Raw genomic sequence first — 23,809 nt, forward strand, 5'->3', positions numbered from 1 at the left:
TTGAGTAATGACTGCCACGCAAGGTGACCTTGCGGCACTTTCTCGCTATATCTTCCGCGCACCGCGGTGGTATTCCAGCCTCGCATTTGCCCTCTTCATCGCCGCCGTCGCCGGAGTCGCGGCTTTCGACTTCCGGTTCGTCCTCGAAGACGCCTGGCAGGGCATCTTCTTCATCGGCGTCCCGACTATCATCGCGAGCGTGCTGACCCCGTGGATCGACGGCAAACTCGGCGGCCAACTCACGCGCAATCGCGCGTCGTTGCTCGCGCTCGCTGGCGAACTCGTCGTCATCGCCTTCCTCATCGCCGCGGGTGTCATCGCCGTGTTCACCCCCCTTGGACAGGGGTTCGTCTTCGACGCGTTGCTCGCCGCCCTCGCGAGCGTGTACGCCCTCCGACTGCTCGTCGTGATGGCCGTCTCGCGCAAATCGCTGCTCATCGCGTCGATTCCCGCGAGTATCCAGACAGTGGCCGCCGCGGCGCTTCTGTTCGTCTACTCCGGCACGATGCGCTACTTCGAAATCGGCGGCCCGCTCGCCCAGTCGTATCTCTCGCGACCGGACCGAGCACCGCCCGAACTGCTCGTCATCATCCCACAGGACTTCCTCATTCTCGGCGTCATCTGCGTCCTCTATGCCGCCGCCGTCTGGGCGTTCCTCGCCGTCATCGACCGTCCGTGGCGACGCAGCATGAACGTCTCCGTCCTCGACTTCATCCGCGGATTCATCGGCCATATCGCCGAGGGGTCTCGCGAACTGGAGACGTTCTTCGAGGATATCGGCGAGGAGGCCATCGTCCCCGTCACCGTGCTCTCGTTTCGAACCCCCGGTGGGCGTGAGAAGGCACGATTTACCCTGCCGATGATTCATCCCGGGCCGATGGGTGAAATCGGCGGGGGGAACCTTCCCGAGCGGGTCGCAGACTGGTCTGACGGGCTGGCCTTTCCGCCCCACGCGACGGCGGGTCACGACTTCAATCTCGTCACGGAACACGAGGTGGATTCGATTCTCGACGCCGCCACCGAGGCGTTCGATAACATAACCTACAGTCAGGACGCCACCCGGAGCGTTCGCGAGAAGGTCGGCGACGCCTCACTCCTCGGGCAGGCGTTCGGTGACGACGCGCTGCTCGTTTCGACGTTCTCGCCGAAGTTCGCAGACGACGTGGAGTTCTCCATCGGGATGACCGCGGGTGCGGAGGCACGCGTCCACGGCCTCCAGGACGTGATGCTCGTCGACGCCCACAACTCGAACAACGGCCTTACGGGACCGGACCTCGGGCACGTCGTGCCGGGAAGTAAGCGGTCGTACGACATGATTCAGGCATCTGGGGCCGTCGCCGCGGCGCTCGCTCGCGCCCCTCGCGGCCCGGCGCAACTCGGGGTGGCGTGGGACCGGACGCCCTGGTCGCCCCCGCAGGGCATCGGCCCGCTCGGCGTCCGCGTCGCCCTCGTCGAAGTCGACGACCAGCTCACCGCGTACGTCCTCGTGGACGGCAACAACATGGAGCCGGGCTTGCGCGATCGCATCGTCGAGGCGATTCCGGATGTAGACCAAGCCGAAGTGATGACCACCGACACCCACGTGGTGAACACGGTGAAATCGGCAAATCAGGTCGGTGGCGCGATTCCCCACGACGAACTCGTCGACCTCATCATCTCGCTCACGGAGGCGGCCCGCGCCGACTTAGAACCCGTCGAGGCCGGGATGGCCACGTCGCGCGCGGAAGTGACGGTGTTCGGCAACGACCGCACGGAAACCCTCGCGAGTCACGCGAACGCGCTCATGTCGATGGGCGGGGCGCTCGCCGCGGCGTTCATCGTCGTCGTCTTCGGCGTGAGCATCCTCATCTTCTTGCTGGCGTAGCCGTCGCTCACCACGAAAATAAACGGAGAAGTGCGTGCCGACTCAGGCCGATTCCGCTTCGAACAGGTCGTCGACCGCGTCCTGTGCCGCGCGGGCGGCCTCGTCGGCAACCGCTTCGGCGTCGCCGGGTGCGTTCAGATACACGTCGACTTCGAGGACGCCATCCTCGAAGTGGACGGTGATGTCGAGGTCTTTGACCTCGGAGTTCTTGTAGCGTGCGAAGACGAGTCCTTCAGCAGCCTCTGCGGCCGTCTGAACGACTTCGTCGTCGGTTGGCATCTTACTGCGCGCCGCCTGCGCCGCCCATTGCACCGCCGCCGAGCATCTGCTGGAGCTCCTCCTGGAGTTCTTCGAACTGGCTCTCGACGCGGTCTTCTTGCTTCGTGAGCGTCTCGACGCGGATTTCGAGCGTGTCGACCTTGTCAGAGAGGTTCTCTTTTGCTTCTTCGTAGGTGGTCTGGATGAACAGTTCGCCGACTTCGCGGTACATCGTCGCGTCCTCGTCTACGTTCTCGAGTTCTTCGAGCGCCGCTTTGGCTTCCTGAAGGGAGGACTCTGCGGTTTGTTTCTGGGTTGCGACCTGCTGGGCGGTCTGCTGGAGACCCTGCAGTTCTTCGAGCTTTTCCTGTGCTTCCGGTGGAAGATTACCCTGCATGTGTCCACCGTAGCGGTGCTCACTGAAAAACCCTGTCTCTTAGTGCTCCGCGTCGAAACCCACGTCCGCAAGCGATTCTGCTGTTTTGACGAGGGTGAGCCACGTGTTGCACCCTGCGCGCAAGGCGACGAGGTCTGCCGCCCCGACTTCGACGGTGACCGTCGCCCCCTCGCGGGTGAGCGTGGCGGTGGTGCGGTCGCCCTCGATTTCGTCGAGTTCCTGGCGGACGCTCCGTGCCACTATGCGGGCGTAGGCGTCGGTTTCGTACTCGAACGAGAGAATCGCGGTGTGCAACGGTTCTGCGTCCTCGAAAGAATGATTCATTGCTGATTCAGGCGCCGGCTCCGGCGGCGGTGTGGCCACCGCCCGCCGGCATCGAGGTCGCCGATTACTTGACGTCGACTTCTTTGACCACGCGACTGCGCTCTTTTAAGAGCACACGGTGGCCGCAGTACGGACAGCGAACGCCGCCGTACTCGTCGAGTTCGACGTCCCGCTTGCAGCGCGAACACTTGTAGCTCATATGAGAGTGGTATTATTCGTCGTCGCTCGAGAGGGCGGCGCGAATGGAGCGGTTGACAGACTTGCCACCGGGCGTCGCCGGTCGGTAGGTGCCGCCTGCGAACTTGTAGTCACAGCGGGCACACTGCCAGATGCCGGTTCCCTGACGGGTGACCTTGTGGGCACCGCACTCGGGGCAGGCGTGTTTCTTGTTCATGTCCGATTCGATCTCAGCTACACGGCGTCGCGCAACGCGACCGTAGCGTGCGCCGAACCGACCGGCGCTGCCGGTTCGTCGACCCTTCTTTTGCTCGGCCATAATACGTGTGCATACCCCCAGGGGACAGATAAAGCCTTTGAGTTGCGGAGGCGCTCTGCGGGGGTTTGTCAGGGGTGCAACGACGGCGTTTCCGGGCGTGTGTGGCGCGTTCGCAAAAACCGTAGAAGCCGGTTGAGACACCCGTGAACGACAGGGATAACCCCCCTGTCGAACCATCTTCGGTACCCAATGCGTTCGATTCTGTCGTCCCGCAAAAGCAGGCCGATTCGATGACCCGTCCGCGTACCATCATCATCGCGGTTATCGTGAGCACCTTCTTCGTCGGGTTTGGCGGCGGCGTCGTGTTCCCTATCCTCCCGAACCTCGGCGCACTGCTCGGTATTTCGCCGTTCGTCGTCGGACTCATTTTGAGTGCGAACCGATTTACGCGGGTCATAGCCAACACCCCTGCTGGGTCGCTTATCGACCGTATCGGAACGCGAAAGCCGTTCATTGCGGGACTGTTCGTCGAGGGTATCGCCACGTTCGGCTACGTCGTCGCGCTGAACGCCGGATTCCCCGAAGCATGGTTCCTCGCTGCTCGCATCTGCTGGGGCTTCGGCAGTGCACTCGTATTCGCCACCGCATACACGATTGCCGCAGACGTGAGTACGGGGCAATCTCGGGGGACGAACATGGGCGTCGTCCGAGGTGGGATGACGCTTGGCTTCCCCGCTGGGCTGGTCATGGGTGGAGTCGTGAGTGACCTCTACTCTGTCACGACAGCGTTCGTCCTCGCGGCGGCGTTCGCCCTGCTTGCGAGTGCCATCGCCTATGTCGCGATTCCTGAGACGCACATCTCCGGGCCGCCACGGCGCGTAAAACCGTGGGACGTTGACGTGAGTGCCTCCGCACTCACTGTTGGCGCGGTTAACTTTGGGCTTTATTTTGCGTACCTCGGTGCGCTGTTCTCTACGCTCGTCCTTTTTCTCGATTTCCACGATCTCAGTATCTGGGGCTACGGCCCACAGGGGATGTCCGGGCTGTTGATGGCCGTGACGGTCGTTGCCGCGGCCGCATTCACCTTCGGTGGCGGAAAACTGAGTGACGACTACGGCGCGCGCGTCCCGGTCTTGCTTGGCTTCCTCGTCGTCTCGTTCGTCGGGTTCGCCTTGCTCGCCCTCGCAGAAACCATCCCTCTCCTTGCACTTGCTTGCCTGCTCATCGGCATGGGGCAGGGTGGGACGAGCGGCCCGCTCATCGCGCTTCTCGCCGACTTCACACCCACGGAACGAATGGGGCGAGCGACCGCGACGAACAACGTACTCGGAGACTTGGGCGGCGCACTTGGGCCGTTGGTGTCACTCCCGCTCATCGATGCGCTCGGCTTCGCACCAGTGTACGCCACTTGTGCGATCATTCCGCTCGTGGCGGGCCTCCTCCTTGTCGGAAGCGTTTATTCACAGACTGGTGAACTCAACCCGACGACGGTGAGCCTCACAGACGACTGATTCACTGAAACCCTTCTTCGGCCAACGCCTCGTTCACGTCGTCGCGGATGCGCTCGCCCATCTCGCGGTCGCTTGCGGTCGTCACGACGCGGTTCTCCTGGACGCTGGAGCCATCACGGAGCAGGAGGCGCACGTTACCGTGTTCGTCGGCGCGGGTGGCCTTGGCCCGGACGCCCGTCCGAGAACCGGACCCCCCGGCGTCGATGGGACCGGGAATTATCTTCTTCACGTTCGGGTGGCCGGCGACGAGCATGATGACCTTCTGGCCCGCTCGCTCGCCGATGAGCGTGGTGTGCGAGCCGCCGAGTTTCTCCTTCGGGTCCAACTCCACGACTTCCAGGGCCGGTTCGCCAAGGCGGGCGAGGACGGCCTCCACCGGGTCGTCGCCCGAAACACGATAGAAGTCGTAGTGGGCCTGTGCACGGACGGCCTGAATGACCGCTCGGTCGCCAGTGGCGTACACTTCGTCGGGGCGTTTTCGCTGGAGGTCGTCGGCGATGCGTCCAGCGAAGTTCCGCAGCTCGACGGTCGATAGTTCCTCGGCCGTCTCGGGCGTCGTCCGCACGTCGGAGTGGCCGACGAGCTCCTCCTCGTAGAGGAAGGTGAGGGTGGCGTGGTCGCGTTCCACGTCGAGGACGACGGTGTCGCAGTTGCGCGTCTGGCAGACCAGACAGTAGTCACCCGGGCGTTCGAGTGACGAGGCGCACTGGCGACAGTTCATGCGTGAAGGTGGCGCGCCATCGGGTTTAAAAAACGGGATTCACATCGAGTCCGGGTCGGTCTTCAGGTACTCGCGCATGAGCACCGTCGCGTACGACCCCTTCGGCAACGAGAAGGTGAACGTCGTGTCCGCGGTTTCGAGGCCCGTTTGGAGGAGAATCGCCCGTCGGGTTCCCTTCGAGTGGAACTCCCCGGGCAGGTCGAAGTCCTCACGGGTGAGCCCCTCCGCTTCGAGCACTTCACGAGCAATTTCGCCGGGTTCGCCGTCTGCGAACTCCGTTTCCGTGCCGATGAGCGGAGCTGTCACGAACGCTCGCCCGCGTTCGCAGTGGCGGTTGATGGTGTCCACCCGTTTCTCCGTCACGGCTTGCTCGCGGTCGGTGTCGGGCAGGACGAGGTCGCCAGGGGCGTCCGCATCCGCGAAACAGACCACGTCGCCCGCAACGGCCCGGTCGAACGGAATTCCTCGGGCGAGTCGCTCGGAGAGAATCTGGTTGAACAGGTACGACTGTGCGGCGTTCACCATCAGGCGCTGAAGGTTCGTCGGGAAGGTTTCGAGTGCTTCGCGGAAGTCCTCGGGGGACTCGCCGCCGTTCTCTGCGAGTTTGTGGAGCATCGCCCGCTCGTAGTGCAGGTAGCCTGGATAATCTTCGAGGGCGGCCTTCCAGTCGCGGGTTTCACCGACGAACCGGCGGGCCTCGCGGGTCTGCTCGCGCTCTCGCTCGGAGGGATTCGCGACGTAGGCCATGACCGCGGCCTCCCAGTCGCGGCGAACGATGTCGAGGCCGACGTCGTGGCTCACCGGCCGCCTGCTCCCGAACCGCTGGTGGCCGAAGAAGTTCGGCACGCCGACGATGCCGTCTCTGCCCCCAAAGTCGGCGAGGTCGGCGGTGATGTCCGCTACGTTCTCGGGGTGGTCGGCGTCCCGCACTCGAATCTCGAACTCGTTGCCCGCAAGGTCGCCGAACTGGAGACCGCGCCCGGCCCGGCCGAGCACCTCGATGTCGGCGTCCGGGATGTCCGGCAGGTCCTCGGGGTCGGCGTCGTAGATGCTGAACAACTGCGTCGTGACGGCGTGTTTGTCCTTCGTCCCGGCCCACGAGAGACGCTCGCGGCTGACGCCCATCCGGCTCGCGACCTCCTTCGTGAACTGGTTCGTGTCCCACGAGTCGAGCGTCGCCCGGAACACGAGGTAGGCGTAGGAGCCGGTATCTGCAGAAACGGGTTCGACCGAGAACCGTTCGAGTTCGCGCACTCGGAAGTCCTCCGGCGCGACCCGTAGTTTCCCGCCGATGCCCTCGGCGTCGCTCACGTAGTGGTCGATACCGACCAGTTGCTCGACGGGGTGGGCCGCCCGCATCAGCGTGTCCCTCCGAGCGTGGGAAGATTCATACCGTGGACTTCTCGCCGAGCGCCTTAAGCCCACCAACCTCGCCCCCACTCCGAGGTAACCTGGTTACGACGGTGTTGGCGCGGACTCATGTCGCCAGCCAGTCTATCTCGGAGCATGGGTACGAAAGGCCACACAGACCACTCCGGCCACGAACACTTCGTCTGTGCGTGCGGCGAAGTGTTCCACTCGGAGGAAGAACTCGAACAACACAAGAAAGACGTCCACGGGAAGTAGTGACGGCAGGTCGATTTTTGAACGACGTGAAGCGATACCATCGTACGGTATCTACCCTTCTGAGATGGAACAGAACGAGTGTGTCGTCACCGTTCAAATTGTCTTGAAACCGAGCGACTGCGTAGAAAGTAATATTTTGAACAAACTCGATTTTTTCACAGATGAAACGACGGAACTTTATCAACGGGATTTTAGCTACATCGACGCTGCTGATTGGTGGGTGTAGTCAATTCAGTAACACCACTTCAGTAGATGTTCTTGTTGTGAACGGGACAGCTGAAAAACGGAGAGTAACGGTCCAAGCAGAAACGGAAACTGGAGAATTGGTATTTGACCAAGCCTTCGAATTAAAACCGGACGAGAATTATGAAGAAACGAATGCATTCGAAGGTGGAACATACCAAATAAAGATTATTCCAGACAACACAGCGAGTGTGTCTAAATCGTTCTCGATGAGCGGCTGTGAACAACAAGAAATTGCCATTACTGTTTCAGCGACTGATGTAACAGTCGGGACCAAAACTTGTTGAACTGACCACCAAGCGTTAGAACAACGAGAGGTCGCCGGTCACCTTGTCGATCAGATTGTCCGGTCCTGGGCCGACGGCGAGCGTGGTGACCGTCCCCGGTTCGAGTTGGGTGTGTCCGGCGTCGCGGATGATGGCGTAGGGGAGGCCTTCGGCGCGGGCCTTGTCGGCGAGTTCGAACAGCTCTGACTCGCTGCTCGCTTTCAGAACGACCTTCTTCTGTCCCTCGCCCTTCCATTCGGTGCGCGTTGGTGTGTCTGCGTCCTCGTAGGCGGAGAGCGAGGCGTGGGCCACTTGCGCGGCGAGTTTGCCCGTGCCCATCCCGATGTCCGTGCGGGCGACGATGGCCTGTTTCATACACGAGGCGAATCGCCCGCGGCGTATAGGTGTGGCTACTCGCCACGGGAGAAAGTACTTATCAAACTGTCGAGAACTCGCCACAATGTTCGTCAAAACCCTCCTGTTCGACCCTGGGACGTTCTTCGAGGAGAACCCGTGGGCCGACGATCTCGCGGCCGCGACGGGTGTGGTCGTCCTCACCGCCCTCGTCACCGTCGTCAACCTCCTGCTCATGGGGCTAATTTTCGCCCAGAAGATAGACGCGACGGTCACGCACAATGGCCAGCAGGTCTCCGCGGACTCGGTTCTCTGGGACGTGTTCCTCGGTCAGTTGCCGGTCGTCTTCATCGCCGCCATCGTCGGGTGGGTCCTCGTTACTGCCGTCCTCCACATCGGTATCAAACTCGCAGACGGCGAGGGAACCTTCGGGGACTCGCTTCGGATTACCGGCTGGGCGACGATTCCCACCATCTTCACCGCGTTTCTCGTGACTGGCTCCGTGTACCTCACGCTACGTGGACAACCCATCTCGTCGTCCCCCGAGCAGTTCGTCGGCCTCGTCCAGCGGATGCAGGGCGGTGCTGGCATCCTCGGCGTTCTCATCTCGCTCGTCTCGGTGGGCTGGCAGGGCTATATCTGGGCGTTCGGGATGAAGGAGTTCCACGAACTCGAACCAGACACCGCCCTGCTCATCGCGGGCATCGTCGCCTTCCTGTTGTTCATCACGTCTGTGGTCTGATTCGAGAGGCAAGCAACCAGCGCATTTTACGACCCCGGGAGGACGATAGAGTTGTATGATACTTTCAGACGCGGACATCCGCGAGCGCCTCACGGACGGCGACCTCGTGGTCGAACCGCTCGCAGACCCCGAACTGCAGATTCAACCGGCCAGCATCGACCTCCGACTCGGCCCCGAGTTTCTCGAATTTCAGCGGGCCAACATCCCGTGTATCCACCCCAACCGCGACGACGAGGTCGGGAAATACGTCAAAGAGACGGTCGTGGAGGAAGATGGGGAGTTCATCCTGCACCCGGGCGACTTCGTCCTCGGGACGACCATCGAGCGCGTCGAGATTCCGGCTGACCTGCTCGCCCACGTCGAGGGTCGCTCCTCGCTTGGGCGTCTCGCCATCGTCGTCCACGCGACGGCGGGCGTCGTGGACCCGGGCTACCGGGGCCAGATAACGCTCGAACTCTCGAATCTCGGCACCGCGCCAGTCGCGCTCACGCCGGGCATGCGCATCTCTCAGCTCATCTTCACGGAACTCAAGACCCGCTCGGAGCGACCCTACGGTTCCGAACGCGGTTCGAAGTACCAGGACCAGGTCGGCCCCCAAGCCTCACGGATTGGGGGTGACCGGGAGTTCGGTGGCGACCAGTGAGATTCGTCGAAGAAATCGTCGTCGACGAGTTCCTCCCCACGTTTCGGTCGATGCTCGCAGAGGCGCTTCGTGACCGCGGCCTGACCCAGAGCGAAGTCGCCGCGGTGCTCGGCATCAGCCAGAGCGCCGTCTCGAAGTACGCCCACGGCGAGGTAACGCGCAACCAGCAGGTACTCGAAGACGAGCGCGTCGTGAACCTCGTCACGCGCCTCGCAGACGGCCTCGCGGAAGGCGACATGACGCCCGTACAGGGCCTCATCGAGACGGAGGTGCTCATCCGCCAACTCGAACGCGGCGACCTCCTCGCTCAATTGCACGAAGCCGAGATGCCGGCGCTCGCCCGCTACGACGGCCCGCTCTCGATTCACGACCCGGAAAGCGGCCTCAGAGCCTCAGAGCGCGTCCTCTCGTCGGTACGCCGGGGCATCCGGACGCTCCAGAACACGTCCGGGTTCGCCGCGCTCATCCCGAACGTCGGGTCGAACCTCGTCGAGTGTCTGCCCGACGCGGCGACCATCGACGACGTAGTCGGCGTCCCCGGCCGCATCTTCGACGTGAAGGGAACCGCGACCGTCCCCGGCGAACCAGAATTCGGCGTGAGCGAGCACGTCGCGAGCGTCCTGCTGGCTGCCCGTCGGAACGGGTCGCCCGCTCGCGCCGCGCTCAACATCCGCTACGACGACCGTATCGCGAGTGCCCTCGACGACGCCGGGTACACCGCCGCGACGTTCGACGCCGACCTGCCTCTCGACGAGGCAATCGACGCCGCGCTGGCGGATGACCCAACTGTGGACGTGCTCTCCCAGCCCGGCGGCTTCGGCATCGAACCGATTACGTACCTGCTCGGGAGCGACGCGCAGGCCGTCGCAGAGCGCGTTCGGGACCTCGTCTGATGAGCGGCACGGCAGCCGCCCAGCAGTTCTACGGTCGATGGGCGCGTCTCTACGACGTCATCGCCACCTCCACGCCCGGCGTCGGGTCGGTACGCGACGCGGCCGTCTCGACGCTCGCACTCGAACCCGGCGACACCGTCCTCGACATGGGCTGTGGGACGGGGGCGAACTTCCCGTTCATCCGCGAGCGAATCGGCTCAGACGGGACGTTGGTGGGCGTCGATTACACGGCAGGGATGCTGGACCAGGCCCATGCGCGAGTGGAGCGTGAGGACTGGGCGAACGTCTACGTCGTCCGGGGAGACGCGAGTCGTCCCCCAGTATGCGGGCCGGTCGATGCCGTCATCTCGTCGTTCGTCGTCGGGATGCTCGGTGACCCAGAACGCACCGTTGGCGACTGGATTTCACTCCTCCGGCCCGGCGGTCGCATCGTCCTGCTCGACGCCGCCCAGAGTTCGCGCCTCGTCGGCGAACCGCTAAACGCGCTGTTTCAGGCGTTCGTCCTCGCCTCGTCGCCACCCGGAACCCGCAGTCGCCACCGCGAGGAACCGTGGAACGTTCTCGATTCGCGGGTTGCGGCGGCGCGGCGCGCGCTTGAACACGGAACCGTCGCTCGGACGCACGAAGACCGGGCGCTCGGATTCGTGCAGGTGACGGGCGGCAGGCGGCCGGAATCGAACGAGTGAGTTTCGCTCGCTGCCATCGCGGAACCGCGATAATTGATATTCTCGGACCGAGTACGGTCTAGTGTATGGTGCGAGATAACATGTCACACGCCAATTCGACCGAAAACGGGAGCAACGCTACTCCCCGTGTCGGGTTCGTCGCCCACCACGCGCTCGGCATGGTTGGACTGGTCGTCGCCCTGGTGCTCGTGGCGAGCACCTACTCACTCGTCGTTTTACTGGCGAGTGAACTGGGCGTCCTCTCCTCCGTCGCCATCGTCTTCTTCGTCTTCCTCGTGTGGTGGCTGTTCTGGCTGGCGATGGAACTCGTCTGGACCTCCCGGCGGGCGTGACTCAGTCGTCGGCCGGGGCCGCTCGCTGGCCGAGGGAGACGGGTTCTGCCTCCACGCCCAGTTCGTCGAGCGCGGCCTGCGCCGCCTTCTTCCCCGAGAGTAACATCGCACCGAAGGTCGGTCCCATGCGCGGGAGTCCGTAGGTCGTCGCCGTCGCCATGCCGGTGACGATGACCCCGTCGTGGGCGAGGCCCGTCTTCTCGACGACGGCGTCCTCGGACTTGCCGACCCACATCGAGTCGTGGCCGGGCGAGTCGTGGCCCGGTGCGCCGTACTCGCCGGACCCGGTCTTGTCCATGCCGGTGTTGTGTTCTGCGGCGTGTTCGAGGCCGGGCGCGGAGAAGACGCCGCGCTCTCTGAGTTTGCTGATGACGAGCGCGTCGTGACCCGTCCCGTCGATGACGAGGTCACTCTCGACGGCCACCGGGTCCACGCAGGTGAGTTCTCGTGGCAGGGCGTGGACCGGCGTCCAGTTCATCACGATGCCGCCGACGCGATGGTCTTCTCGCACCACGATGTCGGTGAACTCGGTCATGTTCTGAATCTTCGCCCCCGCCGCACAGGCCGACTCGATGAGCGCGGACGTGGCGTGGGGACCGTCCGCGAGGTACAGCCCTTCCGTGTCGGTGTCCTCGTACGGGACGCCGAGTTCGTCGAGCACGTGGTGAGCGGGGCTTCTGACGGTAATCTTGTTCATCAGGAACCCGCCGAGCCAGAACCCGCCGCCGAGGTAGTTGTTCTTCTCTACGACCATCGTCTTCACGCCGCGACTGGACAGCTCCTTCGCGGCGACCAACCCGGAGGGCCCACCGCCGACGATGATGACGTCGGACTCGACGTGGTCTAAGAACTCCTCGCTCCAGGACTGGGCGATTGCACTCGTTACGCTCGCTTCACTGGCCTCGCTGAATGGGTCGAACTGCGTCATACCACTCGGTAATATAATCGAGTAATACAAAGGCGTTTGGGTCAGCGTCAGTCGCGGTCAGGTGGGTGAAAATCGTCGGTGCGGTGGACGAACCGGCGGCTAACCAGTGACATTCTAGGGGCGGACGCGAGCGACCAGTTCGGACGCGCGCCCGTCACGAGGTAGAAGCCGCTTACAGCGACTGCGCCGACGAGGGCGACCGTCAGCACCACGCTCAGGGCGAGGCTCAGACGCTGGGTGTACGTCGCCGCCGCGACGGCGAGCAAGAGGGTGCCAACCACGAGCCGGAGCGTGCGGTCGGTTCCGCCGACATTCTTCTGCATCTCGCTATCTGTAGGCGACGAGACATCCTAATCTCGAAGCACAACTGGTTGGGGAGTTGCGCAGGTATTCGACCGTGACTGGCCTCAGGGGCGCAGGTTTCGGTCGAGCAGATCGAAAATCTTGCGCGTGTCGCGGGCGTCGAAGGAGATGACCTCCGTGTGGTCTGCGAAAAAGGCGACCGTCCGCGACTCGACGTCGACCAGCAGGTTCCGTGGAACCGTCGATGGCGCGAGTCGGTTCGTGACCGGGAAGGTGACGCCGCCGTGGCCGTCGTACAACCGGGAGAGCGCGTCGTAGAGTTTCCGCGTGTCGCGCTGGTCCAGTTCGAACCAGATTGGGCTGAACGTCGCCACCTTGAACCGACCGCCTTCGAGCGAGGCGAACGGCTGGCAGGTCACGAGCGGTGGGCCGAGCTGTACGGAATCGTCCATCGCTCTCTCTACGTCGCACACCGACAAAATCGTTTCAGCGCCTCAGTCGTCGCGGTCGATGCCTTCTCGAATCGCCCGCTCTGCCGCTTCGAGGGCGGCCTCGCGGTCGAAGTCGGCGACGATGGTCTCAAGTTCCTCGCGGGACGCTCCCTTCAGGTCCCGGGCGTGGCGCGTGATGTTCGGAATCGCCCGCATCACGTTGTCGATGACCGGGACGGCGGCCATCTGCGGCGAGCGGGATTTCGGGTTCAGGTCGACGACGATTTCGGTCTTCCCCATCGCGCCGAGCGCCTCCGCGCGGTCGCCGTCTTCGAGCGGGACGAGCACCACGTCTGCGTCGAAGATGCCGTCTGCATCTACCTTGCCGCGCTCGTGGCTCAGGCCCGGAATCCGTGCGTCTGCCGTGAGCCCTTTCACGTCCGTCGCGCCGTGCTCTGCCAAGTGGTCAGCGATGGCCTGCATTCGCTCTGGCGTCCGGTTGAACAGGTTCACCTCGATGTCCGCACCGGTCACCTCGGCGAGTTCGACGAGTTCGCCGGGCACGAGCGCGGCGACGTTGCCGTTCACCGAGAGGACGGCGTGGTCCGCGAGCAAGAGGTGGGCAGCGGCGGCGCGTGCGGCCTCGTCCGCGCTCGGAAGCGTCCGTTCCCCGAGCAGGTAGTCGTAGGCCTCGCCACGCCCCTCGGCGATGAGTCCCTGGAGACTGGTGATGCCCGTTCGCACCCCTTCCTCGATACGGTGTCGCGTGAGTAGCGACTCGTAGCGGGGGTGGTCTTCGGGAACCTCGATTTCGCTCATAGCACTGCTTCGGTCGGCCGCCTGAAAAATCGCGCGTTACTCTTCAAGGGTCGCACCCGGTGGGTGGATGCGACACGAATGCGCGTCGTAGCCAGCGTCCGAGAGGCCGGTTCCGAGCGCGAACACCGTCTGGCCGAGCATCGCCATCGCGGCCTGCCCACCCGCGTCCTGGACGGCGTCGATGGCCGTCTCCACCTCCGCAGTCAGCAGGTCTGCCTCGCGGGCGAATCGCCGAGAGGCGACCATCAACCGGGTGAGCGTCGGCTCTTCCATCAGGAAGGAGAGCGCACGTTCGCCCGCCGCCGTGAGTTGCACCGTGTCTCCCGTGATGATGTCGGCCGTCGAAAGCGAGCCAAACGTGCAGTACTCGACCGGGCCGCGGGCTGGAATCCCGTCCAGGGTTCCGAAGCCGGGTGCGCCAGGTTCGAGCCGGATTGGAATCCCCCCGCGTGCCTGCGCTACCACGTCGCCGAGGCCGGTTCCTGCCTGCACCTCACCCGCGTGAGCGAGGCCGACCAGCGTGTTTTCAGACCGGTGGAGGTCGAAGACAGCGTTCGCTCCGAGCGCCGTGCCGAGAGCGGTGGCCCCGGAGACGCCGAAACCCGCGCTTATCGGGAGGTCGGTCGTCGCCGTTACCGTACACGAGACGCCGAGTTCCGAGAGGACGTGGTTCACCGCGGTCATCTCTGCCGACTGACCTTCGAGCGTGACCGTCGTCTCTGCTGCCGGCTCGACGGTGACGTGAACGCCGTCGGTCAGCGTGAGGCCCGCCCCGCGCGACCCCGCACGGAGTGGGTCGTCGTGCTGGTGGGCGCTGAAGAATCCAGTGACGTGGCCGGGAACGAACGCCTGCGCTCGCTCTCGACTCATCGGCTCTTCGCCTCCATCGCCCGGTCACCCAGCATCATCTACTCGCGACTCCGTTACCCGATTGTAAAACGTTTACAATTTATTCTCGTCGTCGAAGAAGTCGGTTCGTTTCGCGCCCTCGTCGTCGGTCCCCCACGGCGGGTCGAACTCCTCGATAGAGAGTTGGGGGAGGTGTTTCGCACAGTGGATGTACGCCTCCTCGACGTCCACCTTCACCCACACCTTCTGCCGGTCGGTTCCCGAGGGGTCGACGGCACCCGACAACTCGTCGTGCAGGGTGGCCGGCCCGTTCACGTGCAGTCCGACGGTGGTGTCCCACCAATCGACGAACGTGAGGCTGGCGTAGGGGTTCTCTTCGATGTTGCCGAGCGAGGCGTGGACGCCGTTGCCCCGGTACTCGGGGTAGGCGAGCGTCTTCTCGTCGAGGACGGTGACGAACCCGCGCGGTCCGAGTCGCGGCGAGCAGTCTGTGTGCCCGTTCGCGTCGGCGGTCGCGAGAAAGAACAGGATGCGCTCACCGATGAACCGCTGCATCACTTCGTTCAACTCCTCGTGCATGCTGTCCTCGTAGAAGCGAAGTGCCCGTTCTTTCGTCTCGAAACGCTCTTGCAGCGCGTGCTCGCCGTCGCTGCCCGGCAGCTCGTCTCCCATTGGCGGCGCTACGGAGGTCGCGGGTATGGGCGTATCGGTTGCCGACCCTCAGTCGCTCTCACTACCGAGGACGGCGGTTTCTCCGCCCGAGAGGGAGACGTTCGCGACGACGACGTAGAGACCACCCGCGAGCAAGATTGCACCGAGCCCAACGACGGCCATCGCCGGCGAGGTGGCGTCCGCGAGCGCCCCGCTCCCGAGCTTGAGCGGCACACTGGCGACGGAAACCGCCATCGAAATCGCAGACAACACCGTCGCCCGTCCGACCGAGGGCATCCGGTCGTTTAGGTGCTGTTCGACCATCGGGAGCGCCGCGTTGAACGCCGTGTGCATGAGCAAGAACGACGGCAGGGCCACCAGCGGGACGGCGAGGATGAGCAACAGGCTCGCCCCGAGCCCGATGGTCGCTAACATGAGCCAGCGGTGGACCCCAATCTGCTCCTGAATCCAGTCGGCAGACCCGGAGGCAATCGCACCGAACACCGCGAACGTCGCGTACATGACGCCCAGCTCGCCGAAACCGAGGCCGAGACGCGTGCTCACCGGCTGAACCAGAATCTCGACGCTCCACGTCGCCGCGTAGAACAGCGCGACGAACATGACGAACGCCCGCAACGGCGGTCGAAACAACTTCCGCTGGATGACGTCCCGAACGTGGGCAATCGAGAGCGTCTCGCCCGCCCCCGACTCGATGGTTGGTTCGGGCATCGTGAGCAACACGAGCGCGCTCACCAGTCCGAGAATCGCGAACGCGACGAACGGATACCGAATGTCCACCTCCGCGAGGGCACCCGCCGCGAGCGACGAGACGGCCCCGGTGATGAGCAGGACCGAGAATCCCCGACCCCGCACGCGAGTGAACGTCGCCTCGTTGCCGAACTGTTTCAGCGTGTCGTAGAGCCACGCGCTGTCGTTCCCAGAGCGCATGGTGATGGCCACTGCCCAGATGAAATACACCACGAGGAACGTCTCGAATCGCTGGGCGACGGCGAACGCGAGCGACGACCCACTCACGATGACCGCGCTCAGGATGAGACTCGTCCGCCGCCCGATGCGGTCGCCGAGGTAGCCTGTCGGCACCTCCCCGAGCACGAGCGTTACGGCGAAGATGGCGTCTAACACCATGATTTCCGTGAAGTTCAGATTCCGCGATTCGAGCAGGACGACCCAGATTGGCGCGATGAACCCAAACGACGAGCCAGCCATGTAGAAATAGTAGCGTAAAATGATGCTCGTTTGTGTGCGCGCCATAGCTTCCCCCTCCTGTTAATGGATTGAGGTGCGCCGCGGAGAAAGCCGTTCCTGAAGCGGGGTGTTGGCACTGCGCAGGTTAGTAGTCGAGAAATGAGGATAGTCGGTTGCTTCCAGAGGGTGCGTCCTGATTAGGACGTCATGTTCGCGGTCGCGTCGTCGCCTACGTCGACAGACGCTACAGACTGACGAGACTCGCTCGCGCTAGCCTCGTCGGCAGTCAGGTCTTCGTCCTACGGACTCAGACGCTGACGGTTTGGCGAGAGTCACTACCGTTCCTCTCGCTAACAGCCAAGTCTTCGCCCTATGGGCTCAGACGTTGTCTGTCCCGCGGGAACAGAACAGCCTCACGAATGTTGGACAGTCCGAGCATCGTCATGACGAGACGCTCGACACCGTATGCCCAGCCGGCGTGCGGTGGCATGCCGTACTTGAACATCTTGGTGTAGTATTCGAAGGCGTCCGGGTCGAGACCCTGCTGTTTGAAGCCTTCGACGAGGTTGTCGTAGCGGTGTTCACGCTGGCCACCGGAGACGAGTTCCATGCGCGGGTGCATGAGATCGAAGCCCTTCGAGAGGTCGGGGTCCTCGTCGTAGTCTTGGATGTAGAACGGCTTGATTTCGCTCGGCCAGTCGATGATGAAGTAGTGGCCGCCGACGTCCTTGCCGAGTGCCTTCTCGCCCTCGGTCGGGAGGTCGTCGCCCCAGACGAGTTGTTCGTCCAGTTCGCCCGTCGCGTTGATGCGCTGGATGGCCTCCTCGTAGGTGAGGCGTGGGAAGTCGTCCGCTGGGACCTCGAAGTCGTCTGCGAGGCCGAGGGTTTCGAGTTCTTCCTCGCAGTTCTCGGCGACGGCCGAGTAGGCCGCCTTGAGCGTCCCCTCGCACACGTCCATCGCTTCCTGGTGGTCGATGAACGCGCTCTCGAAGTCGATCATCGTCGCTTCGTTCAGGTGGCGTGGCGTGTTGTGTTCCTCTGCGCGGAAGATTGGGCCGATTTCGAAAACGCGCTCTAAGCCGGAGCCGACCATCAGCTGCTTGAACAGTTGTGGCGACTGGTTCATGAACGCTTCCTGGCCGAAGTAGGTGATCGGGAACAGTTCCGTCCCACCCTCCGTCCCGGTGGCGACGATTTTCGGCGTGTTGATTTCCGTGCCACCGACCGAGCGGAAGTAGTCGCGGACGGCGCGGAGAATCTCGGCGCGAATCTCGAAGATGGCCTTTGTCTCGTCGCGGCGGGCGTCGAGCGTGCGGTTGTCGAGGCGGGTCGAGAGTTCAGCGTCGACCTTTCCCGACGGGTCGAGGGGGAGTTCTGGCTCTGCGGCGGCGAGTATCTCGATGGACTCGGGGACGATTTCGACGCCGGTCGGGGCGCGCGGTTCTTCCTCGGCCTTGCCGGTGACCGTCACGACGCTCTCGCGGGAGACGTTCGTGCCGGTCTCGACGAGGTCGTCGTCCATCTCGTCTTTCTCGAACTTGACCTGAATCTTCCCCGTCTTGTCCCGGACGATGAGGAAAGCAATCCCACCGAGGTCGCGCGTCTCGTGCGCCCAGCCCGCGATGGTGACCGTCTCGCCGGGCGAGACGTCTGCCGTGTGTGTGCGGTCCTGCATACCCGCGAATTTGGAGGCACCCCCTTTAAGATACTCGCTTTTCACCCTCTTACGCGAGTCAGCGCCAGGTGCGCGCGTTCCCCTCACTCTCGAATCCGACGGATTTCTGGACTGTCTGGGTTAATATATAGGATATGCTGAGTCGCCACTGCCTTCCGTACTGGAAGGTTGGATATACCGAGTTTTGGGGCGCTTATGTCCGACTTACCGATTTCGCAGTGTATGACAATCAGTAACCGAAGAGTATCATATGATAGAACATATCTGTGACATGGGACAGCTCATATTCGTGCGACTGTGACCGCTTCGAGGACCCGTGAACACGCGACAATAAACAATATTATGTTTCTGACAGTATTTATTTCGCGAATGTAGGATATGGTGGTAAAAACACGACACAGGTCGTCTCTGTCAGACGCTGCGAATCGCTCGTCAAACATCTTCAGAATCTGCAACGTTGGATTAACCTTATCTTAAGGGAGCGCATATTATGGTTTGGTTCACGGTAACCAGCATGGTGGGCGTAGGGGGCCCAAGTGGGGGAATGTGGGGAAAGGCCAGTGTATCTGTGCCTGCCAGTTCCGCTTGGCAGCTCGTACGAACATTTCGTGCTCAACGGTGATACAAATGAGTTCACTACAATCCGTCGCGCACGACGCCGACGTGGGGGGAGACGTTGAAATCAAAGCAGACCCGCTTGACAAAGACGTCATCTTCGAAATCTTGAAGAACCGCCGCCGCCGCGATGCGCTCCGCTACCTCGAACAGAACGGGGGCACAGCCCGTCTGGACGAACTTGCAGAGTACATTGCAGCGAAAGAAAACAACATCACGGTCATGGAACTGTCCTCTGACCAGCGAAAGCGAGTGTACATCGGACTGTACCAGTGCCACCTGCCGAAGATGGACAGTGCTGGCATCATCGCGTTCAACAAGAATCGCGGGACGATTCAGTTGCTCGAATCGGCTGGGCAACTCGACCCGTACCTGATGGAAACGCAGACGGAATCGCCGTCGTCAATCGGCAAGTACGTCCTCGCGATGGCCATTACCATCGGTCTCGGCGTCTCGGCTGCCCTCATCGGTATCTCGCCGTTCACGTCGATTCCCGGTCTGTGGTGGGCCGCACTCAGTACCGCGACGCTCGTCGCGGTCACCGGTGTGCAGCTTTACACCGAATACTCGCCAGAGGGGCGTGTGTTCGAACTGGTGTCTGCCCTTCGCGGACAGGCAGCCCAGCCGACCGAATAACGGCTCCGCACCGAATATCCCGCTGACCGGCCCACATTTTTTGTGACTAAAACTACATATCCTAGGAATACGTCTGAATAACAGACTATGGGGATTCTGGGGGAAAATGGAGACGGCGGAACGACCACGAGGCGCATCCTCTCGCTCCTTGGAGATAGCGTCGCCCGCGAGATTCTGCAAGCGGGAAGTGGTGGTCCGGTGACGATAGAGGACCTGACCGAACAGACCGGCGTCTCTCAATCGACCGTGTACAGACGGCTCTCTGATCTCGTAGAGAGCGGACTCGTCCGCGAGGACCACGCGAGGGTCTCTGCGCCGAACAAGCGGGCGTTCGTAACGGCCATCGACTCGCTCGCGATCGACATCACCACGGACGGCATCGCCGTACATCTCGACCAGGCTCCGTCCACAGGGGTTGCGGTTCGGGAACTTAACTTGGAGCCCCTCGACTTCGACCTCGATGAGCGAGTAATGACGGTCCGACTCGCCCTCGACGACGAGCTGATGGCGCAGTTCGAGAAGCTCTGGGAACGCACTCGCGAGTCTCCCTTGCCGGACGTTCATATCGTCAGCCCGCTAACAGGCGGTATGGTCGGTGAATTGCCACCCGAGGTGACGCGGGCAGACCACTACCGATTACCGGACGGCACGCTCGAAATCGTCTTCGCCGTCGAAGGCGGCCGCGTCCTCACGTTCCGCGAGTATCAGTCTCACGGTGAATTTCTGCGAACCGTCCGTGACGCCAACTATCTCGGGACGCACGCCGGAGTGAATGCGCTCCCGGACATCGATTCGTTTCGTAACGACGAGTGACACTCAGCGCACGCAGAGTGTTCACAGCCGAGGCACGAATCCAGTGCGTTTATCAGCTGACAGAACAAATATACGCGTGCTCAGGGCCGCGACGCACCTATGCCAGTTCGCGTGCCAGCGACTATTGTGGTTGCGGCCCAGAGCCTTTCGAGACGCTATTTCGCAGAGCTGAAAGCTCACACGCTCAAACCTGTCCCGTCCGCCCGACGACGCGTTCCTGTCTCGGGGACCGGTCCTGTTCGGCTACCGCCGCGAGCTGCCCGTACGCCTTCGCGAGTCTGAGCAGGTAAAAGAGACCGAAGACGCCGAGTTTCTCCCTGATTGAAAGTGACTCCCACCCGACGACGAGCGTCCGCAACGCCCGCCGCGTCGGGGGGAGGTAGGCCGCGGGATTTACGATACCGCGAAGCGGGGTCCCGTAGCGCTCGGGATAGTAGCGGCGCAATTGACTTTTACCGCGGCCGATGCGAACCGCCTTCTTCACGAGCGCTCGCACCGACGTTCTCGACGGGTGGCGCATCACGATGTCTGGCGCGTACACGAGTTGATAGCCTGCCCCGGCCACGCGGTTTCCGAACTCCACGTCGCCGCTCGACGTGAGGCGGTCGTCGAACGGGCCAACCGCCTCAACGAGCGCCGTCCGGACGACGAGACAGCACGTCGGCGCGAACCCGAGGCGGTGGACGAAGTACGCGACACGCAGGTCGGTCAGCCGATTGTACTTCGCCGCGAACGTCTCCCGACCCTCGGAGGACACCTCGACCGCACACCCGAGGTACGAGACGTCCTTGCCCATGCGCTCGACGACGGCTTCGAGCCACCCCGGCTCGACGGTGACGTTCGCGTCCACGAACGCGAGTAGGAAACCTCGCGCGTGTCGAATTCCTCGATTTCTCGCGGCGTAGGAACTCTGCACCGCTGTCTCGACGAGCAGCTTCACCCGTTCATCGCGCCGTGCGAAGGCCCGAGCGACCGCTCTCGTGTCGTCGGTCGAGCCGTTGTCCACGACCAGAACCTCGAAATCCGGGTCCGTTTGCGCAGAAAGCGTGGTGAGCGTTTGTTTCAATCCAACCGGGTCGTTCAAAACAGGGACGATAATCGAGACCCGGGGAGCCATCTCAGTCGCTGCCGTGGCGGGCCGCCCAGTCGCCGACGGCGGTCGAACTGTGGCGAACGGGAGGCTTCTTCTCAGTCTCCGTTTTCGCCTCGTCCACTGGCTTCCAGCGTCCGGAGGCGTAGTAGAGCGTCTTCGTCTCCTCTGCCTCCTTGCCGAGCAACGGCTGGCAAAGTGCACAATCGATGACACGCCCCCCTGGGCGGTGCGGGCATTGCTCCCCCATACTGGTGTGAAACGGCCAGCAGTCGTTTAGTTATTCGACGGCTTCGAGCGGTCATCTTCCGGCCGATTTTGGTTAAGGTTCGCTTTCATCACTACCCGAAAGCGCGAAGCGCGAGCTAACGTGTATGAAATAAAACACTTACTCTCAGTAAAACCGGGTTGAGGCCCGCTATCCCGTCGTTAGCCGGTCTATACTCTTGCGTGTCCATTCCCTTCGAGTTTACAGGTATGTTCTCTGTCGCGTTCGTCGGCACCGGGGCGAAAACGCCGCCACCGGGCACGAAAGGATTCGCGATGGCCTACCGCCACGCGAGCGGGTACGCCAGACTCCCGCAGTGCCAGCTCGTCGCGTGCGCCGACATCGTTCGCGAGAACGCACAGGCGTTCGCCGAGGCGTTCGGCATCGACGGCGTCTACACCGACGTGTCGACGATGCTCGACGCCGCGAACCCCGACATCGTGAGCATCGCCACGCCGCCGGGAACGCACGCTGACATCGTCACCGCCTGCGCTCGCCATCCCTCGGTGCGGGCGATTCACTGTGAGAAGCCGATGGCGCTCACCTGGGGTGACGCAAAACGGATGGTCGCCGTCTGCGACGCGGCGGACGTTCAACTCACGTTCAACCACCAGTATCGCTTCGGCGAACCGTTTCGCCGGATGAAGGCCTTGCTCGATGCGGGTGAAATCGGGACGCTCGAACGCATCGAATTCGCCGACCGCGACCTCTACGACACGGGAACGCACCTGTTCGACCTTGCCGACTACATGACCGACGGCACGCCGGTCGAGTGGGTCCTCGCGCAGGTCGAATACTCCGTCGAAAATCGGTGGTTCGGGACGCACAACGAGAACCAGGGACTCGCCCAGTGGAAGTACGACTCGGGCGTCTATGGCCTCGCCGCGACGGGCTGGGGTGCGGACATGATCGGCTGTTTCCTCAGACTCGTCGGGAGCGAGGGCGTCATCGAGATTCGCCACAGCACGCCCGCACTGTTCGTCAAGACGATGGGCGACTGGCGCGCGGTCGACACCGGTGGTGAGGGCGTCTACGGACCACCGCAATCTGGTCGCATGGGCGCACTGCTCTCTCGATTCGGCCGCGAGGAACGGACGACGTACGTAGACCGGGCTATCGCCCACATCGTCGAGTGCCTCGAAACCGACCGCGAGAGCGAACTGAGCGGGAAACACGCGCTCGCGGCGACCGAACTCATCTTCGCGTGCTGGGAATCCGCCCGCCGCCGAGGACGGGTCAGCCTCCCACTCGGCGTCGAGGACAATCCGCTCGAATCGATGGTCGAGGCTGGCGACCTGCGACCCGCCACCGATTCGACCCATCCAGAAACATGACGACATTCGACACCCTGCCCGCCCGCTATCGGTCGCTCGTCGCGCGGACGACCGCGGTCACGATTCCCGAACACGAAATCCTCGCGACGGTCGTCGTGGTGCTCTATCGGACGGACCGAGCCGCCTTCGAAACGACGCTCGCCGCCCTCGACGCACAGACGGCGGACGCCTTCGACGTCATCGTCGTGGACAACGGGACGACGTGGGACGTCCCCGCGGTGCTCGCCGGGTCGCGCCGGGTCCGAACCTACGTCGAACTGACCGGAAACCACGGCGTGACGGTGGCCCGAAATCTAGGGGCGCATCTGGCTGCCGGGCCACTTCTCGTCTTTCTCGACGACGACGCGGTTCCAGACCCCCACTTCGTCGAAGAACACCTTCGCGTCCATCGAGTGAGCAACGTCATCGCCGCCCGCGGGCGGGTCGTCCCGCGCACCGACACCATCTACAACAAGATGCAGAGCCACTACGACCTCGGCCCGGCTCAGTTCCCGACGTACATCAACGTGGAGGGAAACACCTCGTTCGACCGCGACACCTTCCGCTCGCTCGGCGGCTACGACGAGTCGTTCGAGGGCCGCGCCGGTCACGAAGGCATCGAGTGGACCTACCGCGCACTCGAGGCGGGTATTCCGGCGTCGAAAATCGTCTACTACCCGGACGCCGTGGTCGCCCACGATTACGCCGACGGATTCTGGGTGTACGTCAACAAAAAGCGGTACTTCAGGCGCTATCAGGCCGCCCTCCGTGAGGACTACCCGCATCTGTTCGCCTTCACGAGCGAGTACGAGGCGAACCGACCGGGCGTCCCCGGCCGCCTCGGCTTCACTGACCGGCTCAAAATTCGTCTTATCGAATCGCTCGCGGCACCGCTGAGTGCGCTCCGCCGCTGACC

30 protein-coding genes are annotated in these 23,809 nt (G+C 63.1%); 12 read left to right on the forward strand and 18 right to left on the reverse strand.

Annotated features, from left to right (window positions below; translation table 11 throughout):
• Positions 1-7: 7 nt before the first annotated feature.
• Entirely contained in the window at positions 8-1,864 is a 1,857-nt protein-coding gene (locus tag P0648_RS05235; RefSeq protein WP_277505493.1) for a DUF2070 family protein, read from the forward strand.
• A gap of 42 nt (positions 1,865-1,906) precedes the next feature.
• Here P0648_RS05235 and P0648_RS05240 read toward each other — a convergent pair whose 3' ends face one another.
• The 5 genes from P0648_RS05240 to P0648_RS05260 form a co-directional block, all read right to left on the reverse strand.
• Complete coding sequence (locus P0648_RS05240) at positions 1,907-2,143, reverse strand: DUF3194 domain-containing protein (RefSeq protein WP_276248324.1); 237 nt, start codon at positions 2,141-2,143, stop codon at positions 1,907-1,909.
• A 1-nt stretch (position 2,144) separates the two neighbouring features.
• Entirely contained in the window at positions 2,145-2,519 is a 375-nt protein-coding gene (locus tag P0648_RS05245; protein WP_276248323.1) for a prefoldin subunit beta, read from the reverse strand.
• Between the two features lie 39 nt (positions 2,520-2,558).
• A complete protein-coding gene (locus P0648_RS05250) occupies positions 2,559-2,843 on the reverse strand; it encodes a KEOPS complex subunit Pcc1 (protein ID WP_276248322.1) in 285 nt (94 codons plus the stop codon).
• Between the two features lie 64 nt (positions 2,844-2,907).
• Positions 2,908-3,042, reverse strand: coding sequence for a DNA-directed RNA polymerase subunit P (locus tag P0648_RS05255; protein ID WP_276248321.1), 135 nt, complete (start codon positions 3,040-3,042; stop codon positions 2,908-2,910).
• A 12-nt stretch (positions 3,043-3,054) separates the two neighbouring features.
• Positions 3,055-3,339, reverse strand: coding sequence for a 50S ribosomal protein L37ae (locus P0648_RS05260; RefSeq protein WP_276248320.1), 285 nt, complete (start codon positions 3,337-3,339; stop codon positions 3,055-3,057).
• A 230-nt stretch (positions 3,340-3,569) separates the two neighbouring features.
• On the opposite strand from P0648_RS05260, the gene P0648_RS05265 reads away from it, so the two are divergent.
• Complete coding sequence (locus P0648_RS05265) at positions 3,570-4,790, forward strand: MFS transporter (protein ID WP_277505495.1); 1,221 nt, start codon at positions 3,570-3,572, stop codon at positions 4,788-4,790.
• Between the two features lies 1 nt (position 4,791).
• Here P0648_RS05265 and P0648_RS05270 read toward each other — a convergent pair whose 3' ends face one another.
• A complete protein-coding gene (locus P0648_RS05270; RefSeq protein ID WP_277505496.1) occupies positions 4,792-5,511 on the reverse strand; it encodes a DUF2103 domain-containing protein in 720 nt (239 codons plus the stop codon).
• A gap of 39 nt (positions 5,512-5,550) precedes the next feature.
• Positions 5,551-6,870, reverse strand: coding sequence for a tRNA pseudouridine(13) synthase TruD (gene truD, locus P0648_RS05275; RefSeq protein WP_277505497.1), 1,320 nt, complete (start codon positions 6,868-6,870; stop codon positions 5,551-5,553).
• Between the two features lie 428 nt (positions 6,871-7,298).
• Here truD and P0648_RS05280 point away from each other — a divergent pair, with 428 nt between their 5' ends.
• Positions 7,299-7,667 (forward strand): hypothetical protein, encoded by a 369-nt coding sequence (locus tag P0648_RS05280; protein WP_277505499.1) that lies wholly within the window; start codon positions 7,299-7,301, stop codon positions 7,665-7,667.
• Positions 7,668-7,682: 15 nt separating this feature from the next.
• Here P0648_RS05280 and pth2 read toward each other — a convergent pair whose 3' ends face one another.
• Positions 7,683-8,021, reverse strand: coding sequence for a peptidyl-tRNA hydrolase Pth2 (gene pth2, locus P0648_RS05285; protein WP_277505500.1), 339 nt, complete (start codon positions 8,019-8,021; stop codon positions 7,683-7,685).
• Between the two features lie 85 nt (positions 8,022-8,106).
• On the opposite strand from pth2, the gene P0648_RS05290 reads away from it, so the two are divergent.
• From P0648_RS05290 to P0648_RS05310, 5 genes are all read left to right on the forward strand, one after another.
• Entirely contained in the window at positions 8,107-8,742 is a 636-nt protein-coding gene (locus tag P0648_RS05290; RefSeq protein ID WP_277505502.1) for a Yip1 family protein, read from the forward strand.
• 55 nt (positions 8,743-8,797) lie between these two features.
• Entirely contained in the window at positions 8,798-9,385 is a 588-nt protein-coding gene (gene dcd, locus P0648_RS05295) for a dCTP deaminase (protein ID WP_276248269.1), read from the forward strand.
• Entirely contained in the window at positions 9,382-10,278 is an 897-nt protein-coding gene (locus P0648_RS05300) for a thiamine-phosphate synthase family protein (protein WP_276248270.1), read from the forward strand. The genes dcd and P0648_RS05300 overlap by 4 nt, the downstream gene beginning before the upstream one ends.
• Complete coding sequence (locus tag P0648_RS05305; protein WP_276274455.1) at positions 10,278-10,964, forward strand: class I SAM-dependent methyltransferase; 687 nt, start codon at positions 10,278-10,280, stop codon at positions 10,962-10,964. Before P0648_RS05300 ends, P0648_RS05305 begins: the two co-directional genes overlap by 1 nt.
• Before the next feature lie 80 nt (positions 10,965-11,044).
• Positions 11,045-11,296 carry a hypothetical protein gene (locus P0648_RS05310; RefSeq protein WP_276248272.1) on the forward strand — a complete coding sequence of 84 codons (252 nt, stop codon included), beginning with the start codon at positions 11,045-11,047 and terminating at the stop codon, positions 11,294-11,296.
• A gap of 1 nt (position 11,297) precedes the next feature.
• Here the strand turns inward: P0648_RS05310 and P0648_RS05315 are convergent, their stop codons facing one another.
• The 8 genes from P0648_RS05315 to aspS form a co-directional block, all read right to left on the reverse strand.
• Entirely contained in the window at positions 11,298-12,224 is a 927-nt protein-coding gene (locus tag P0648_RS05315; protein WP_276248273.1) for a sulfide-dependent adenosine diphosphate thiazole synthase, read from the reverse strand.
• 47 nt (positions 12,225-12,271) lie between these two features.
• Positions 12,272-12,547, reverse strand: a complete 276-nt coding sequence (locus P0648_RS05320) for a DUF2892 domain-containing protein (protein WP_276248274.1) — start codon at positions 12,545-12,547, stop codon at positions 12,272-12,274.
• Positions 12,548-12,631: 84 nt separating this feature from the next.
• Positions 12,632-12,979, reverse strand: a complete 348-nt coding sequence (locus P0648_RS05325) for a hypothetical protein (RefSeq protein WP_277505505.1) — start codon at positions 12,977-12,979, stop codon at positions 12,632-12,634.
• Positions 12,980-13,021: 42 nt separating this feature from the next.
• Positions 13,022-13,777 (reverse strand): 4-phosphopantoate--beta-alanine ligase, encoded by a 756-nt coding sequence (locus tag P0648_RS05330; RefSeq protein WP_277505506.1) that lies wholly within the window; start codon positions 13,775-13,777, stop codon positions 13,022-13,024.
• Positions 13,778-13,813: 36 nt separating this feature from the next.
• Positions 13,814-14,647 (reverse strand): pantoate kinase, encoded by an 834-nt coding sequence (locus tag P0648_RS05335; RefSeq protein ID WP_277505508.1) that lies wholly within the window; start codon positions 14,645-14,647, stop codon positions 13,814-13,816.
• Positions 14,648-14,719: 72 nt separating this feature from the next.
• Positions 14,720-15,298, reverse strand: coding sequence for a pyridoxamine 5'-phosphate oxidase family protein (locus P0648_RS05340; protein WP_277505509.1), 579 nt, complete (start codon positions 15,296-15,298; stop codon positions 14,720-14,722).
• Positions 15,299-15,346: 48 nt separating this feature from the next.
• Complete coding sequence (locus P0648_RS05345) at positions 15,347-16,549, reverse strand: MFS transporter (protein ID WP_276248279.1); 1,203 nt, start codon at positions 16,547-16,549, stop codon at positions 15,347-15,349.
• Between the two features lie 304 nt (positions 16,550-16,853).
• A complete protein-coding gene (aspS, locus tag P0648_RS05350) occupies positions 16,854-18,158 on the reverse strand; it encodes an aspartate--tRNA(Asn) ligase (protein WP_276248280.1) in 1,305 nt (434 codons plus the stop codon).
• Between the two features lie 627 nt (positions 18,159-18,785).
• Here aspS and P0648_RS05355 point away from each other — a divergent pair.
• Both P0648_RS05355 and P0648_RS05360 read left to right on the forward strand, forming a co-directional pair.
• On the forward strand, positions 18,786-19,409 hold the full coding sequence (locus P0648_RS05355; RefSeq protein ID WP_276248281.1) for a hypothetical protein: 624 nt from the start codon (positions 18,786-18,788) through the stop codon (positions 19,407-19,409).
• An 87-nt stretch (positions 19,410-19,496) separates the two neighbouring features.
• The gene (locus tag P0648_RS05360; RefSeq protein ID WP_277505510.1) at positions 19,497-20,222 is read left to right on the forward strand and encodes a helix-turn-helix domain-containing protein; all 726 of its coding nucleotides are present in this window, start codon (positions 19,497-19,499) and stop codon (positions 20,220-20,222) included.
• A 184-nt stretch (positions 20,223-20,406) separates the two neighbouring features.
• Here the strand turns inward: P0648_RS05360 and P0648_RS05365 are convergent, their stop codons facing one another.
• Positions 20,407-21,339, reverse strand: coding sequence for a glycosyltransferase family 2 protein (locus P0648_RS05365; protein ID WP_277505511.1), 933 nt, complete (start codon positions 21,337-21,339; stop codon positions 20,407-20,409).
• 1 nt (position 21,340) lies between these two features.
• Complete coding sequence (locus P0648_RS05370) at positions 21,341-21,562, reverse strand: hypothetical protein (RefSeq protein ID WP_276248285.1); 222 nt, start codon at positions 21,560-21,562, stop codon at positions 21,341-21,343.
• A 227-nt stretch (positions 21,563-21,789) separates the two neighbouring features.
• On the opposite strand from P0648_RS05370, the gene P0648_RS05375 reads away from it, so the two are divergent.
• On the forward strand, positions 21,790-22,914 hold the full coding sequence (locus P0648_RS05375; RefSeq protein ID WP_277505514.1) for a Gfo/Idh/MocA family protein: 1,125 nt from the start codon (positions 21,790-21,792) through the stop codon (positions 22,912-22,914).
• Positions 22,911-23,807, forward strand: a complete 897-nt coding sequence (locus P0648_RS05380; protein WP_277505516.1) for a glycosyltransferase family 2 protein — start codon at positions 22,911-22,913, stop codon at positions 23,805-23,807. The genes P0648_RS05375 and P0648_RS05380 overlap by 4 nt, the downstream gene beginning before the upstream one ends.
• Positions 23,808-23,809 lie beyond the last annotated feature (2 nt).

The sequence above is a fragment of the Haladaptatus sp. DYSN1 genome (genome assembly GCF_029489995.1).
Classification (GTDB): domain Archaea; phylum Halobacteriota; class Halobacteria; order Halobacteriales; family Halococcaceae; genus QDMS2.

Excerpts from the sequence above, each read along its gene's own strand:
- aspS (WP_276248280.1), bottom strand. The coding sequence starts at position 18,158 with ATGCAGGACCGCACACACACGGCAGACGTCTCGCCCGGCGAGACGGTC.
- P0648_RS05370 (WP_276248285.1), bottom strand. The coding sequence starts at position 21,562 with ATGGGGGAGCAATGCCCGCACCGCCCAGGGGGGCGTGTCATCGATTGT.
- pth2 (WP_277505500.1), bottom strand. The coding sequence starts at position 8,021 with ATGAAACAGGCCATCGTCGCCCGCACGGACATCGGGATGGGCACGGGC.
- P0648_RS05325 (WP_277505505.1), bottom strand. The coding sequence starts at position 12,979 with ATGGACGATTCCGTACAGCTCGGCCCACCGCTCGTGACCTGCCAGCCG.
- P0648_RS05265 (WP_277505495.1), top strand. The coding sequence starts at position 3,570 with ATGACCCGTCCGCGTACCATCATCATCGCGGTTATCGTGAGCACCTTC.
- P0648_RS05360 (WP_277505510.1), top strand. The coding sequence starts at position 19,497 with ATGGGGATTCTGGGGGAAAATGGAGACGGCGGAACGACCACGAGGCGC.
- P0648_RS05290 (WP_277505502.1), top strand. The coding sequence starts at position 8,107 with ATGTTCGTCAAAACCCTCCTGTTCGACCCTGGGACGTTCTTCGAGGAG.
- P0648_RS05310 (WP_276248272.1), top strand. The coding sequence starts at position 11,045 with ATGTCACACGCCAATTCGACCGAAAACGGGAGCAACGCTACTCCCCGT.
- dcd (WP_276248269.1), top strand. The coding sequence starts at position 8,798 with ATGATACTTTCAGACGCGGACATCCGCGAGCGCCTCACGGACGGCGAC.
- P0648_RS05335 (WP_277505508.1), bottom strand. The coding sequence starts at position 14,647 with ATGAGTCGAGAGCGAGCGCAGGCGTTCGTTCCCGGCCACGTCACTGGA.
- P0648_RS05280 (WP_277505499.1), top strand. The coding sequence starts at position 7,299 with ATGAAACGACGGAACTTTATCAACGGGATTTTAGCTACATCGACGCTG.
- P0648_RS05320 (WP_276248274.1), bottom strand. The coding sequence starts at position 12,547 with ATGCAGAAGAATGTCGGCGGAACCGACCGCACGCTCCGGCTCGTGGTT.
- P0648_RS05235 (WP_277505493.1), top strand. The coding sequence starts at position 8 with ATGACTGCCACGCAAGGTGACCTTGCGGCACTTTCTCGCTATATCTTC.
- P0648_RS05340 (WP_277505509.1), bottom strand. The coding sequence starts at position 15,298 with ATGGGAGACGAGCTGCCGGGCAGCGACGGCGAGCACGCGCTGCAAGAG.
- P0648_RS05270 (WP_277505496.1), bottom strand. The coding sequence starts at position 5,511 with ATGAACTGTCGCCAGTGCGCCTCGTCACTCGAACGCCCGGGTGACTAC.
- P0648_RS05315 (WP_276248273.1), bottom strand. The coding sequence starts at position 12,224 with ATGACGCAGTTCGACCCATTCAGCGAGGCCAGTGAAGCGAGCGTAACG.
- P0648_RS05330 (WP_277505506.1), bottom strand. The coding sequence starts at position 13,777 with ATGAGCGAAATCGAGGTTCCCGAAGACCACCCCCGCTACGAGTCGCTA.
- truD (WP_277505497.1), bottom strand. The coding sequence starts at position 6,870 with ATGCGGGCGGCCCACCCCGTCGAGCAACTGGTCGGTATCGACCACTAC.
- P0648_RS05250 (WP_276248322.1), bottom strand. The coding sequence starts at position 2,843 with ATGAATCATTCTTTCGAGGACGCAGAACCGTTGCACACCGCGATTCTC.
- P0648_RS05375 (WP_277505514.1), top strand. The coding sequence starts at position 21,790 with ATGTTCTCTGTCGCGTTCGTCGGCACCGGGGCGAAAACGCCGCCACCG.
- P0648_RS05305 (WP_276274455.1), top strand. The coding sequence starts at position 10,278 with ATGAGCGGCACGGCAGCCGCCCAGCAGTTCTACGGTCGATGGGCGCGT.
- P0648_RS05365 (WP_277505511.1), bottom strand. The coding sequence starts at position 21,339 with ATGGCTCCCCGGGTCTCGATTATCGTCCCTGTTTTGAACGACCCGGTT.
- P0648_RS05380 (WP_277505516.1), top strand. The coding sequence starts at position 22,911 with ATGACGACATTCGACACCCTGCCCGCCCGCTATCGGTCGCTCGTCGCG.
- P0648_RS05260 (WP_276248320.1), bottom strand. The coding sequence starts at position 3,339 with ATGGCCGAGCAAAAGAAGGGTCGACGAACCGGCAGCGCCGGTCGGTTC.
- P0648_RS05255 (WP_276248321.1), bottom strand. The coding sequence starts at position 3,042 with ATGAGCTACAAGTGTTCGCGCTGCAAGCGGGACGTCGAACTCGACGAG.
- P0648_RS05245 (WP_276248323.1), bottom strand. The coding sequence starts at position 2,519 with ATGCAGGGTAATCTTCCACCGGAAGCACAGGAAAAGCTCGAAGAACTG.
- P0648_RS05240 (WP_276248324.1), bottom strand. The coding sequence starts at position 2,143 with ATGCCAACCGACGACGAAGTCGTTCAGACGGCCGCAGAGGCTGCTGAA.
- P0648_RS05355 (WP_276248281.1), top strand. The coding sequence starts at position 18,786 with ATGAGTTCACTACAATCCGTCGCGCACGACGCCGACGTGGGGGGAGAC.
- P0648_RS05345 (WP_276248279.1), bottom strand. The coding sequence starts at position 16,549 with ATGGCGCGCACACAAACGAGCATCATTTTACGCTACTATTTCTACATG.